The organism is Neisseria sp. P0016.S008, assembly GCF_051957775.1.
Classification (GTDB): Bacteria; Pseudomonadota; Gammaproteobacteria; order Burkholderiales; family Neisseriaceae; genus Neisseria; species Neisseria flavescens_B.
This window is the reverse complement of sequence record NZ_JBQCWB010000001.1, coordinates 156,971-170,697: the sequence shown is the minus strand read 5'-3', so window position 1 is coordinate 170,697 and position 13,727 is coordinate 156,971. Positions and strand designations below refer to the sequence as shown.

General features: G+C 48.9%; 10 protein-coding genes. 4 read left to right on the top strand and 6 right to left on the bottom strand.

What is annotated here, in order from left to right; all coding sequences use genetic code 11:
- Complete coding sequence (locus tag ACTHS8_RS00845) at positions 1-726, bottom strand: glycosyltransferase family 2 protein (RefSeq protein ID WP_440372705.1); 726 nt, start codon at positions 724-726, stop codon at positions 1-3.
- A 146-nt stretch (positions 727-872) separates the two neighbouring features.
- Positions 873-2,639, bottom strand: coding sequence for an ABC transporter ATP-binding protein/permease (locus ACTHS8_RS00840; protein ID WP_440372704.1), 1,767 nt, complete (start codon positions 2,637-2,639; stop codon positions 873-875).
- A gap of 232 nt (positions 2,640-2,871) precedes the next feature.
- On the opposite strand from ACTHS8_RS00840, the gene ACTHS8_RS00835 reads away from it, so the two are divergent.
- The 3 genes from ACTHS8_RS00835 (at position 2,872) to ygfZ (ending at position 6,873) form a co-directional block, all read left to right on the top strand.
- Positions 2,872-5,130: a TonB-dependent receptor gene (locus tag ACTHS8_RS00835; protein WP_440372703.1), complete on the top strand. Its 2,259-nt coding sequence runs from the start codon at positions 2,872-2,874 to the stop codon at positions 5,128-5,130.
- 199 nt (positions 5,131-5,329) lie between these two features.
- Entirely contained in the window at positions 5,330-5,893 is a 564-nt protein-coding gene (locus tag ACTHS8_RS00830; RefSeq protein ID WP_440372702.1) for a peptidylprolyl isomerase, read from the top strand.
- A gap of 122 nt (positions 5,894-6,015) precedes the next feature.
- Positions 6,016-6,873, top strand: coding sequence for a CAF17-like 4Fe-4S cluster assembly/insertion protein YgfZ (gene ygfZ / locus ACTHS8_RS00825; RefSeq protein WP_440372701.1), 858 nt, complete (start codon positions 6,016-6,018; stop codon positions 6,871-6,873).
- Between the two features lie 216 nt (positions 6,874-7,089).
- Here ygfZ and ACTHS8_RS00820 read toward each other — a convergent pair whose 3' ends face one another.
- Genes ACTHS8_RS00820 through alaS form a run of 3 tightly spaced genes read right to left on the bottom strand, consistent with a single transcriptional unit; the run spans position 7,090 to position 11,432 of the window.
- Complete coding sequence (locus ACTHS8_RS00820) at positions 7,090-7,785, bottom strand: DarT1-associated NADAR antitoxin family protein (protein ID WP_070589230.1); 696 nt, start codon at positions 7,783-7,785, stop codon at positions 7,090-7,092.
- A gap of 2 nt (positions 7,786-7,787) precedes the next feature.
- Positions 7,788-8,540 carry a DarT ssDNA thymidine ADP-ribosyltransferase family protein gene (locus ACTHS8_RS00815; RefSeq protein ID WP_440372700.1) on the bottom strand — a complete coding sequence of 251 codons (753 nt, stop codon included), beginning with the start codon at positions 8,538-8,540 and terminating at the stop codon, positions 7,788-7,790.
- Complete coding sequence (gene alaS, locus ACTHS8_RS00810) at positions 8,541-11,432, bottom strand: alanine--tRNA ligase (RefSeq protein WP_440372699.1); 2,892 nt, start codon at positions 11,430-11,432, stop codon at positions 8,541-8,543. It abuts the gene before it with no gap.
- A gap of 251 nt (positions 11,433-11,683) precedes the next feature.
- On the opposite strand from alaS, the gene ACTHS8_RS00805 reads away from it, so the two are divergent.
- The gene (locus ACTHS8_RS00805; protein WP_440372698.1) at positions 11,684-12,814 is read left to right on the top strand and encodes a polyamine ABC transporter substrate-binding protein; all 1,131 of its coding nucleotides are present in this window, start codon (positions 11,684-11,686) and stop codon (positions 12,812-12,814) included.
- A gap of 164 nt (positions 12,815-12,978) precedes the next feature.
- Here the strand turns inward: ACTHS8_RS00805 and ubiE are convergent, their stop codons facing one another.
- Entirely contained in the window at positions 12,979-13,716 is a 738-nt protein-coding gene (gene ubiE, locus ACTHS8_RS00800) for a bifunctional demethylmenaquinone methyltransferase/2-methoxy-6-polyprenyl-1,4-benzoquinol methylase UbiE (protein ID WP_004519946.1), read from the bottom strand.
- Positions 13,717-13,727 lie beyond the last annotated feature (11 nt).

The following is a 13,727-nucleotide window of genomic DNA, read 5'->3' as shown; positions in this document are numbered from 1 at the left end:
TCAGACGGCCTTTCCGAAAACTTTACCCAATCGGTGTTTCAACATGCCGAAAAACAGCCGTGTGTGCATTTTGCTGATGCGGACATTGTCGGCAAAGGCATCGAAGTGGGACACACCATCGGCGGCGTATTGGACGGGCGTTTTAATCCAAACCGGTTTGACGTTTCGCCAGTATAGGCGGATAAGGATTTCCGTATCGAAGTCCATGCGATCGCCTACGGTTTCTTCGCGGACGACGGATAGCGCGGGTGCAAGCGGATAGAGGCGGAAGCCGCACATGCCGTCTTTGATGTCGCATGACCAAGTGTGCAGCATATTCCAAAAATCGGTAATTTTACGTCCGTAAAGCCGTGCTTTGGGCGCATCATCGCCGTATTGCGGCCAGCCGCAAACAACGGCTTCAGGATTTTGTTCTGCTGCGGAAAGGAGTTTGGGTGTGTCGCTCAAGCAATGCTGGCCGTCTGCATCAACCTGCAAAACGTGGGTATAACCATGTTCTTGAGCGTATTCCAAGCCGGTTTTGACCGCTGCGCCTTTGCCGCCGTTGATGGGGCGGTAAAGGACATCGATGCCGTCTGAAACCAAAGCCTGCAATACCGGTTTGCATTCTTCGCGTGAACCGTCGTCCACAATCAAAACGTTTAAACCAAAGCCGCGCATGGTTTGGGCAACGTGGCTGATGGTGGTCGGGTGGTTGTAATGTGGAATAAGGGCCAGTGTTTTCATAAATATTTTTTAGACGACGTTAACACAATGCAGAGTATAGCAAATAAACATGCCATGGCGTTTGAAAAGGCCGTCTGAAACGGCGAGGACAAAATCGTTTGATTTCGTTTTTCACTGTTTCAGACGGCCTTTGATATGCCATTAATTCAGCATTGTACATGACCGACATCAAGGCATAAATCATGGAACTCGTTGAGCGTACTGCGGTGTCCGATACTGATGATGATGCTGTCGGGCAGTTTTTGCTTTAAGGCGCGGTAGAGCATGGCTTCGGTCGGTTCGTCCAGGGCGGCGGTGGCTTCATCGAGCAGGATGACTTTGGGCTGAGAGAGCAGGGCGCGGACGAAGGCGACGCGTTGCAGTTCTCCCGGGGAGAGTTTGTGCTGCCAGTCATCGGTTTTATCTAATTTATCAACCAGATAACCTAATCGGCAGGTATTCATGGCTTCGATCAGTTCCGGATGCTGCTTGTCGATGTCGGGGTAACAAATCGCATCGCGCAGACTGCCTTGTGCCGTGTACGGGCGTTGCGGCAGGAAGAGAATCTCTTGATGTGGCGGATGACTGACCTTGCCGCTGCTGCCGAAAGGCCAAAGCCCTGCCAGCGCGCGCAGCAATGAAGTTTTACCGCAACCGCTCGGACCGCGTATCAGCAGGGAGTTGCCGCTTTTGAGGTTGATATTGATACCGTCTAATAAAACTTCGCCGTTGTGGCGGTATAGGGCAACGTTTTCCAGTACAAGGCCGTCTGAAACTTCGGTAAGGTCGGGTTGCCGCGCGGTGTGTTTTTCTTCCGTACTCAACAAGAATCCGTACAGACGCTCCAGTCGGGCGCGGTAGGCAGTGAATTTGTTGTAGAACATCCGGAAGAAAGACAGCGCGTTTTGCAGTCGTGCGAAGGCTTGGACAGTCTGCTGGATGTCGCCGATTTTGATTTGTCCGGCAAACAGGCGCGGAGCTTGCAAAATAATGGGGAAGAGTTTGATGCCGTTGGTGAACATATCGTTGAAGCCGCTCAGGCAGACGCTTTGCCGCGCAATGCGCCAACGGTTGCGGATAATGGCTTTAAAACGGTCGGAAAGCTGGTCGTGTTCGTGTTTTTCGCCGCTGTAAAACGCCACGCTTTCGGCGTGGTCGCGTACGCGGATGAGGGAATAACGGTAGTCGCCGTTGAGTTTTTCGTTTTCATAGTTGTAACGAATCAACGGGTTGCCTATCCACATGGCGATAAAGGTCGCCAAAATCACAAAGATAAAGACGAACCAAACAATGCCGCGCGGAATGTCAAAGCCGAACACGGTCAGGATGCCTGCCAAGCCCCATAAAACCACGGCAAATTCCAGCGAGGTAACGACCGAATTGACCATGCCGCGCACAAATTCGATGGTCGAGGCAATGAAATCCTGCGCATCTTGTTGGATACGCTGGTCGATATTGTCTGGCGCATGGCGGCGCATTTGCAGGCGGTAGTAGTTTTTGTCGGCAAGCCAGCGCGTCGTCAGCACTTCATTGAGCCGCTCCGACCATTTAATCGCCAAGCCTTGATCGAGAAAGTCGTTGACGACGTTGTTAAACGCCCGTATCAGCACCACGCCCGCGTTCATCGCTGCAAACATCCAAAACGCGGAGGCGTTCAAATCCTGCATCGAGTCGTAAAGCCCTTTGGACATAAAGGTACTCAACACATTCAGCCGTACTTCGGTTAACAGCAGCGTAATCATCGCTGTAATCAGCAGCAATACTTTAACTGCACTTTTCGGCGTCAGACACAGCCGCAGGATATAGCTAAACTCGCGCCCGAAGCGTGTGTTGCGTGCAAAAAACAGAATGACCGTCGAGGCTGCAGCGACCATCAATAAGGTCTGCAATAGCCAAGACGGCGTGGAATAAAGCTCGATTTGCCATTTTTGCATGGAGTGTTCTCTGAAAGGATGTAAAGGCCGTCTGAAAGGACGGCAAATTTATTTGACTATGGTAACTGTAATAATAGTTTTCTGAACTGTTGTATTTTTTGTATGTACAAACGGTTCTTATTTGTTTTTGTGGAAGGCGGAAATCTTATCAAATATAATCGCAAAACCAAATTACTTTGTAATTTTTTACTCGATATAAGAATTATTAATATTTCAAACCAGAAGGTATTTTATGAACAGCAAATTAGCCCTGATGCCGCTTGTGGTTGCAAGCGCATTCGCCTACGCCGCCGATGAAGCCACTTCTGCTCCCGAAGCATATGCAGAAGTGCAGGAAGTCAAAGTCCACGCCGACGCTAAACGCGTGAAGGCCGCACGCTCGTATTCTATTGCCAGTGACGGCGATATGCGCGACCGTGTGAATTTGGGTGTGTTGGGTAAAGCGAATGCCTTTACCGCTCCGATTACCGTGGTCAATTACGACGAAAAAGCCCTCAACAATACCGAAGCGCGTACTTTGGTGGATGCCGTAGCGAAAAAAGACGCTTCGACTTGGCAGTTTGGCGGCGAAAGCAACACCTTGACCGGCCTGTATTTCCGCGGTTACCAACTTGATGCGCGCCAATTCAGCGTCAACGGCTTGGCCGGTATGTACGGCACGCAAGGTACGGCTAGCGTGCAAGTCGGCTCCGCGCAACTGATTAAAGGCGCGTCCACCGCCGTAAACGGCATGGACCCTGAAGGCGCGGTATCCGGTTCCGTCAATATCGAAACTAAAAAAGCCGCGGACGAAGGCAACCGTAAAATCGGTTTGGGCTGGTTCAGCAACAACCGCGCCCAAGGTACGTTTGACTTGGGTCAACGCTTCGGCGAAAACAAAGAATTCGGCGTGCGCGCCAACGGCAAACTGCGCCACGGCGACACCCCGCGCCACGGTTACAGCGAGGACAACAAAGAATTTGCTTTGAATGCAGATTATCGCGGCGAAAAACTGCGCGTAGCGCTCGACTCTATCTACGCAAAACGCAAAACCAACGGCGGCCGTGCGCGTATGCAGGATATTCAAAACGCTGATGGTCGTTTGTTTGATGCGCCTGATGGTAAACTGAATTTGCTACCAAGTTGGAACTGGCAAAATACCGTCGGCCAAACCAATATGCTGACCTTTGAATGGGATGCGTTTGAAAATGCACAAATTACCGGCGGTATCGGCTACAACAAAGCGCGTTATTACGGTACGCTGATTTCTCCGACTATATGCGGTAAAAATGGGGCAAGCAGCCAGACTGCAACCTGCTCAAGTGCCGACCAATACCACACCGGCACGGCGCGTCTGACCGACCAATATTTCCGTACTTTGAGTATGAATTTATCCGCGCGCGGCGAATTTGAAACCGGCCCGGTAACGCATAACTGGAGTACTGCTTTTGACCGTATCATTCGTCAGCGTGCGACTGTCCGTGGTTTGGCTGCAGGTAAAAGCCGCGTTGAGGTTGATGCAAACGGTAATATTGAAAATCAACTGGCTTCTTTTGTTCCTAATTACGCGACAGGCTGGGAAAGCTCAGCAAACTTGGATGCCAATATCAAAGTCAACAGCTTGGCCTTGTCCGACACACTGGGCTTTGCCGACAACAAATACCGTCTGACTTTGGGCGGTCGTTTCCAAGCGGTTGAATATACCGATAAAAAAGAAGGTAAAAGCGGGGATTCCAAACGCTTCAGTCCGATGCTGATGGCTGCATGGGTACCACAACCTGACTTGGTCGTTTACGGCAACTATATGGAAGACTTGGAGCCTGCGGATATCAAAACCGACGATGACGGCAATACCACCATGTCCAAACCGCGTGTCAGCCGTCAGTTTGAAGTGGGCGTGCGTAAAAACTGGGGCAATTTCGTGACCACGTTAAATGCGTTCCAAATCAAACGTCCGGGCTACTGGCGCGGTTCTACCACCAGCAAAACAGACTTCGCAGCGTATAAAGCCTTGGGCGGTTCAGCCGGAGACGAGCAAGGCATGGAACGCAGCCGCGGTATTGAGTTCAACACCTACGCGAACTTGCTCAACAATACTTTGCGTCCGTCTTTGGGCCTGATGTATCTGCAATCGACCGTGAAGAATTATCCGAATTCGCACGATATGCTGGTTAACGGCGTACAAGTCGCCAATCCGCACGTGATTGCCAAAGCAGGCGTTGAGTGGGATACACCGTTTGTCAAAGGTCTGACCTTGAACGGCAATGTTTCGTACTTCGGCAAGTCTTACCAAGACACGCAAAAACAATATGCCTTCCCATCTTACACTTTGGTTGACGTAGGCGCGCGCTACAAAACCAAGCTCGGCAAAAACACACTGACCGTCAGCAGCTCGGTAGAAAACCTGTTCAACAAAAACTACTGGCAGGTACAGCGCGGCCAATACGACCGCAGCTTCGCCGTCGTCGGCATGCCGCGCACTTACTGGCTGAAAGCGGAATTGGATTTCTAATCTGATTTCGGTTTGACCGTCATAACAGGCCGTCTGAAAGAGAATGATAAAGAGCAAGAATTTGGTTTTTATCCTTTTTCAGACGGCCTGATTTGATTGCCGTATGTTTTTTGCTTGAAAAATCTTACATGTTTTTTATGGATTTCACGCGAAACAAGGTTAATATTCCATTTTCACAATACATCATTCGAGAAGACATATGAAAAAATCCATCAAACTGACCCTGTGCGCCCTCGCACTCTCACTTTCCGTGCAAGCGCAAGCGGTTACCCATGCTGTGATCGAAACCAATATGGGCAACATCCAACTGGAGCTGGATGAAGTCAAAGCGCCGAAAACCGTGGCAAACTTTGTCAATTACGCCAAAAAAGGTTTTTACGACAACACGATTTTCCACCGCGTTATCGACAATTTTATGATTCAAGGCGGCGGATTTACCGAGAATATGGTTCAAAAACCCACCGATAAAGCCATCACCAATGAAGCATACAATGGCTTGAAAAATAATGTCGGCACCATCGCCATGGCGCGCACCGGCGATCCAAATTCAGCAACCAGCCAGTTCTTTATCAACACAGCCGACAATGACTTTTTGAATTTCAAAAGCAAAACCCCGCAAGGCTACGGCTATACTGTTTTCGGTAAAGTCACTTCCGGCATGGACGTGGTCCGTAAAATCAGCAAAGTAAAAACGGCGACACGCGGTTTCCACCAAGACGTTCCAACCGAAGCCGTGATTATCCGCAAAGTCAGCATCAAATAATTTTGATTGTTTGAACACAAACAACAGGCCGTCTGAAACATTCAGACGGCCTGAATTTATTTATTTGATAATAAGCAGCAATTTGGGCGATAATTCAGCATCTACAATTTAAGGAGTCGATTATGCAAACCCGCCTGCCTTTTTTCGGCGTTGTCCGTGTCAGCGGTGAAGACAGAGCTTCATTTCTTCATGGTCAATTATCCAATGATATTAATAATTTAGCTTCCGGTCAGGCATGTTACGCCACATACAATACGCCTAAAGGCCGTGTGTTGGCGAATATGCTGGTCGTCAATCGCGGAGAAGATTTACTGTTGGTCATGGCGCAAGACCTGGCCGAAGCCATCGTCAAACGCCTGAGAATGTTTGTCTTGCGTGCAAAAGTCATCTTCGAGCTTATGCCTGATTTAGCAGTCAGCGGCGAGTTGGCAGACAATGCAGAGCCTCATCCCGCTGCCGAACCGAAACTGTCTTTCCCAGCCCAAATTCAAGAAAACACCGTAGAAATTGCCTTGCCGCACACAGGCCGTCTGAAAATTTCAGCAGCCGAAAACGCAGCCAAATATCAAGCAGGAGCCGAAAACGCGTGGAACCTGCACGAAATCCGTAGCGGCTATCCGTGGATTTGCGCCGCAACCAAAGAAGCGGCAGTTGCCCAAATGCTCAACCAACACATCATCGGCGCAGTCCATTTCCGTAAAGGCTGCTACCCCGGCCAAGAAATCATCGCTCGCGCCCAATACCGAGGCCAAGTCAAACGCGGTCTGGCCGTATTAAGCGGTGATTCTTTGGAAGCCGTCGGTATTGCCGTCAAAGTCGGCGAAGAAGAAGCAGGCGTCATCCTCAACACAGCATTGGCTGAACAAGGCAGCCTCAGCCTCGCCGTTATCAAGTTTTCCGCAGCAGAAGCAGCATTAACCGATGCAGACGGTAATGCTTTGAAACAGGAAGAGCTGTTTTTTACGGTTGAGAAAGATTGATGTTAGATGATTGAACAAAAAGCTGAAATTTAAGCATTAATCAGCTTGAAATGAAAAAAGAAAGGCCGTCTGAAAATTATTTTTCAGACGGCCTTTGATATTGTGTTTTGTTGGTACATGACACAAGCTGCGTTTGCTGCCGACTGGATTACGTCATAGTTTGGAATCATTCGGTAACAACGAAAACCGCGTGCGTGGGTACGACTTACTATAGGTTTAAATCAAGTCCATCGCAGCATTATTAACTTTAAAGTCATGATAAATGGTTAAGAAATCTTGTTGTGATTTCAATACGTCACGCAAAATACCGCGTTTATGCAAAGCACAGAACAAAGCAACCGAATAGGCTTGGCAGTTAATGGATTTTTCAGGGTTAAATTCAATATCGCTGAATGCGGCATAAGAAAGCAAATCTTCATGGTATTCTTCATGTTGTTTTAAAGCATTTACATATACCCAGTCGTAATAGGCAGTTAGCGGGTTCAGGTTCCATTCTTTATCTTTTTTTCCGTTAGGGCGGAAGGCGATTAATTTTCCGGACTCTTTTAAACGAGGGTCTTTTTTAGCTTCGCGGGACGATACTTTGAGTAGATCCAAAAACTGCTTATCGCCTTCAAACACTTTACTGCTCTGAAAAACGCATTCCACGCTAGCAAGGGGTTTACCTGCTGCAGTCAAAACCATCAGGTTGAACGCACTCAAAGCTACGCCTAAAGACTCTTTTGACTTACTGGAGATTTCCAAAATCGGGTTTAGGTTTGAATCTTTTTTCAATGCGGCAGTGTGGAGAGAATGGATGGATTTTTGCTTTTGAGAAACGGAAAAACCAGCAAACCATTCAAAATCAACCATATCAGTCCTTACTAAATAATTTCCTTCAGTTTGAGGAATATAAATCGGTCTTGTTGCCATAATTATCTCCAATTGACGTTTTCCCTAAATCCATAAAAAATATGTTTGGTGTTTTTTCTAACCCATTCCTCATTGGGGAAGAAGGCAAAATCGGGATAATCATCCTTTAATTTTGAAGCAACATCCCCAAGTTTCCAATGAAAATAACATTCAAAAATATAATTGGTTGATATATTATTAAAAACCAAAACTTCAGCCTGAACATCAGTTGGTAAATAAGCTTTTAAATCTACTGGGCGAGAAATATTCTCTATTTCAAATCTCGTCTCTCGAATCACCGTATCGGCAAACATGGTCTCAAAAGCAGACGCGGTTTTAAATTTTTCAACAGGTTGGTAATGTAAACCTGTAGAGGCGGCATTTGTCGGATAAAAGGCACAATCACATTCCCATAAGATATCAGGGCGTAATAATAGAAATACCCAATATTCATCAGAGTACTCCTTCCTTTTGTGCCATAACATCTTATTATTGGGAAACATAATGCTTAAGCAAGAAGCATTTTTCCCATCGGTACGATATCGGTCGGGAAAAATAAATTCCCCCTTCGAAGATTCATTTAATTGTTCTGTTTGTAGGCGAGGAATAATGCCATGTTTTAAAATGCTCTCTAGATTTTTAATATGGGTAAAATGTACCAGCCATTCAATCCCACGTTCTTCTGCCCTTGCTTTAATTTGTTCTTTATCATTATCCATATTTTCCCTTTGTATAAAAATGGCCTGAAATATCGTTTCAGGCCATTCTATCATCATTTACAGCTTTTCTCTAACCCAGCCTTCTGCTGAATCCAGCATTGCACCGACTTGGGAGGCATCTGTGCCGCCCGCCTGCGCCAAGTCAGGACGGCCGCCGCCTTTACCGCCGACTTGTTCGGCTGCAAATTTAACCAGATCGCCTGCTTTGACTTTAGCAGTCAACGGTTTGGATACGCCGGCGCATAGGGAGACTTTGCCGTCGTTGACAGCGGCAAGTAATACGATGGCTTGTTCTGATTTGCCGGTCAAGTCGGTCACGATTTCGCGCAGGGCGGCGGCATCGGCTTCGATTTGTGCGGCAACGAGTTTGGCTGAACCCAAGTCTTTTGCATCGTCCAAGAGTTTGGCGCCTGCATGGACGGCGAGTTCGGCTTTGGCGCGTGCCAATTCTTTTTCCAATGCTTTGGCGTGTGTTGCGCCTGCTTGGATTTTCGCCAGTACGTCTTTTTCGGTTTGGGCTTTGGTTTCGGCAATAATGTCTTTCACCAAACGCTCTTGTTCTTGCGCCCATTTGAGTGCGTTCAGGCCGGTGATGGCTTCGATACGGCGTACGCCTGCGGCAATACCGCCTTCGCTGATAATTTTGAAGAGGCCGATGTCGCCGGTGCGTGAAACGTGTGTACCGCCGCACAATTCGGTAGAGAAACCGCCCATTTGCAGTACGCGTACTTCGTCGCCGTATTTTTCGCCGAAGAGCATCATGGCGCCGGTTTTTTGGGCATCTTCCATGCTCATAATGGCTGCGTTGACGGCAACGTTGGCCAAAATGGCTTCGTTGACTCGGCGTTCTACTTCGGCGATTTCTTCGGCAGTTACCGCTTGAGGATGGGAAATGTCGAAACGGGTGGATTCGGCGGTAACCAAAGAGCCTTTTTGTTCAACGTGTTCGCCCAATACGTCGCGCAGGGCTTTGTGCATCAAGTGGGTCGCGCTGTGGTTGCGCATATTGGCATTGCGGATTTCGTCATCCACTTTGGCGGTAACGCTGTCGCCGACTTTCAGACGGCCTGAAGTCTGTACGCCGAATTGGCCGAATACGGCCGCTTTGATTTTTTGGGTATCGCGTACTTCAAAGCGGTTTTCGCCTGCGAAGATATAGCCGACGTCGCCGACTTGGCCGCCGGATTCTGCATAGAACGGGGTAAAGTCGATAACGACGGCACCTTCGTCGCCTTCGTTCAATTCGTTGACTTGCTCGCCGTTTTTGTAGAGGGCGAGGACTTTGGATTCGGTTTGGCGTTCGCTATAACCTTTAAACTCGGTGTCCTGACCTTCGTAAGGCAGTTGAGCGTTGGCTTTGAAGCTTTGTGCGGCGCGTGCGCGTGTGCGTTGGGCTTCCATCTCACGCTCGAAGCCTGCTTCGTCCAGTTCGATGCCCAGTTCGCGCGCCATGTCGGCGGTTAGGTCGTAGGGGAAACCGTAGGTGTCGTAGAGTTTGAAGATGTGTTCGCCGCCGATAACGAGTTTGCTGTTGGCGATGTTGTCCATCAAGTAGGTATTCAAGGCTTCGGCAAACGGTTTTTTCGCGTCGGGAATATGGGCGGTTTCCAAAGCAGCCTGCAAATCGATATACATGCCTTCGTTCAGGCTGCCTGAAACTCGAGGACGGATAACGATTTGCTTTTTGCTCGGAGCAACACGGGAAGCGGCGGTAAATTCCACACCATCTGCGGTTTTCAATGTCAGAGGTTTGCCTACACCGTCTTGCGGCAACAAGCTTTCCAGTTTCAGGAATTTCATGCCGTTGAGCACTTGGTTGAACAAGCCCATGCCTTTTTCCAGCGTTTCGCCGAAGCGGCTTTCTTCCGCGCGCAAGGCTTCCATAATCTGTGTCTGTTTCTCTTTCAACTCAGGATACGCGGCGCCCATTTCTTTCACCAAATCGGGCACGAGTTTGTAGAAAAACGCCTGTTTCTGGCCTAGTTTGTAACCGTGGCGCACGGCGCGGCGGATGATGCGGCGCAATACGTAGCCGCGGCCTTCGTTGGAAGGCAAGACACCGTCTGCAATCAGGAAGGAGCAGGATCGGATGTGGTCGGCGATGACTTTCAGGCTGGGTTCTTCCATGCTGAAAGCTGCGCCGGTTTCGCGGGCAACGGCTTTGAGCAGGTCTTGGAACAAGTCGATTTCGTAGTTGCTGTGAACATGCTGCATGACGGCGGCCATGCGCTCCAAGCCCATGCCGGTATCGACGGAAGGCTTAGGCAGTGGATTCATATTGCCTTGTTCGTCGCGGTTGAACTGCATAAATACGCAGTTCCAAATTTCGATCCAGCGGTCGCCGTCTTCTTCAGGGCTGCCCGGAATGCCGCCCCAGATTTCTTCGCCGTGGTCGTAGAAAATTTCGGAGCAAGGGCCGCAAGGGCCGGTGTCGCCCATTTGCCAGAAGTTGTCGGATGCGTATTTCGCACCTTTGTTGTCGCCGATGCGGACGATGCGTTCGGCAGGCATACCGATTTCGTTCAACCAGATGTTGTAGGCTTCGTCGTCTTCTGCGTAAACGGTTGCCAACAGTTTGTCTTTAGGGATGTTCAACCATTCGGGGGAAGTCAGGAATTCCCAAGCGAAGTGGATGGCATCGCGTTTGAAGTAGTCGCCGAAGGAGAAGTTGCCCATCATTTCAAAGAAGGTGTGGTGACGGGCGGTGTAGCCTACGTTTTCCAAGTCGTTGTGTTTGCCGCCTGCACGTACGCATTTTTGCGCGGTAGTGGCGCGGTTGTAGGGGCGTTTGTCAAAGCCGAGGAATACGTCTTTAAATTGGTTCATACCTGCGTTGGTAAACAGCAGGGTTGGGTCGTCGTGTGGCACGAGCGAGGAGGAGCGGACGATGGTGTGGCCTTTAGATTCGAAAAATTTCAGGAATTTTTGGCGTAGTTCGGTGGTTTTCATAATGTCTCGATAAAATTTTGTACAAAGATTTCAGACGGCCCGGACGGCACGTTGAGATTAAAAACGAATGGGCGTTATCTTACCGCAAAACCATATTTCAAGCTATCGGCAGAAAGGTTTTAAGTTGGCGGCAAGCTGTCTTTCAGACGGCTTCAAGCGGGTCGATATCTTTTAGCAATGAAGCCTATCCGCCCCGGCTTGCCTGCTTTATAATGCCTTTCTCTTTTCAACCGGATACGCAAGGAATGATAATGGCCAAACATCTGCCCCTCATCGTACTGACTGCGCTGGCACTGGCCGGCTGCGGCGGCTCGGATAAGACTTCTGCCGACAAGGCGGCTCAAACCGATAATCAAAAGGTATTGAGCATTTACAACTGGTCGGAATATGTCGATCCCGAGACGGTTACTGCGTTTGAGAAAAAACACGGTATCGCAGTAACTTACGATGTATATGACAGCGATGAAACGCTGGAGAGCAAGGTATTGACCGGCAAGTCGGGTTACGACATCGTGGGTCCTTCCAATGCGTTTGTCGGTAGGCAGATTAAGGCAGGTGCGTATCAAAAAATCGACAAATCCCTGATTCCAAACTATAAAAATTTGAATCCTCAGTTGATGAAGCTGATGGAAGGCGTCGATCCGGGGCATGAATATGCGGTGCCATTTTATTGGGGTACCAATACTTTCGCCATCAATACCGAGCGTGTGAAAAAGGCTTTGGGCACGGATCAGCTGCCGGACAATCAATGGGATTTGGTGTTTAACCCCGAATACACGTCCAAACTCAAACAATGCGGCATCAGCTATTTGGACAGCGCGGCGGAGATTTATCCTATGGTGTTGAACTATATGGGTAAAAATCCAAACAGCAGCGAAACGGCGGATATTAAGGCGGCTACGGAAGTCTTGAAGAAAAACCGTCCGTACATTAAGCGTTTTACTTCGTCCGGTTTTATCGATGATTTAGCGCGCGGCGATACTTGCGTAACGATTGGTTTTGGCGGCGATTTGAACATTGCCAAACGCCGTGCCGAAGAAGCGGGCGGCAAGGAAAAAATCCGTGTGATGATGCCGAAAGAAGGCGTGGGGATTTGGGTAGATTCGTTTGTGATTCCGAAAGATGCCAAACATGTGGCCAATGCCCATGCGTATATCAATGATTTCTTAGATCCTGAAGTTGCGGCGAAAAACGGCAATTTTGTTACTTATGCGCCGTCCAGCAAACCGGCTCAAGAGCTGATGGATGAAGAGTTTAGAAACGACAATACGATTTTCCCGACCGATGAGGATTTGAAAAACAGCTTTATCATGGTGCCTATCCAACCGGCGGCGTTGAAATTTATGGTCCGCCAATGGCAAAGCGTGAAAGCAGGGACATAAGCTGATTTAAACGTATTAAGGCCGTCTGAATGGTGTAACCGAAATGTTTGATTTCGTTTTACGGCTGTTCAGACGGCCTTTGGTTTGTGTCAGATTGGCTTGGAAGGTTTAAAAACAAAGGGCGTGTCTATCAATCACGCCCTTTGTGTTTGTTTCAGACGGCCTTAGAATTTCACGCCTTTATGCAGGGCAACAATGCCTGCGCTCATGTTGTGGTAATCCACGCTGTCGAAGCCTGCATCCAGCATCATTTGTTTCAAGGTTTCTTGGTCGGGGTGCATACGGATGGACTCGGCGAGGTATTGGTAGCTGTCGGCATCTTTGGCAATCAGTTTGCCCATAATCGGCAACAGTTTGAAAGAATAGAGGTCGTACACGCCTTCCAAAGGTTTGTACACTTTGGAGAATTCCAACACCAGCAGGGTGCCGCCCGGTTTCAATACGCGGTACATTTCTTTTAGCGCGGCATCTTTGTGCGTCATATTGCGCAGACCGAATGCGACGGAAACCAGATTGAAATAGTTGTCGGGGAACGGCAATTTTTCAGCGTCTGCCAATGATACGGGCAGAATCATGCCTTCGTTGAGCAGGCGGTCGCGGCCGACGGTCAGCATGGAGGAGTTGATGTCTGTCAGCCAAACTTCGCCTTCTTTGCCCACACGTTTCGCCCAACCTCGGGACAAATCGCCAGTACCGCCGGCGATATCCAATACTTTGTCGCCTTTTTTCAGGCGGGCGGTATTGATGGTGAAATGTTTCCAAACGCGGTGCAGACCGCCGGACATTACGTCATTCATAATGTCGTAGTTTTTTGCCACGGAGTGGAAGACTTCGGCAACTTTGCCTGCTTTTTCGTCTTCGTCAACGGTAGAGAAGCCGAAATGGGTTTTGTGGTCGCTCATAGTGTCTGCCT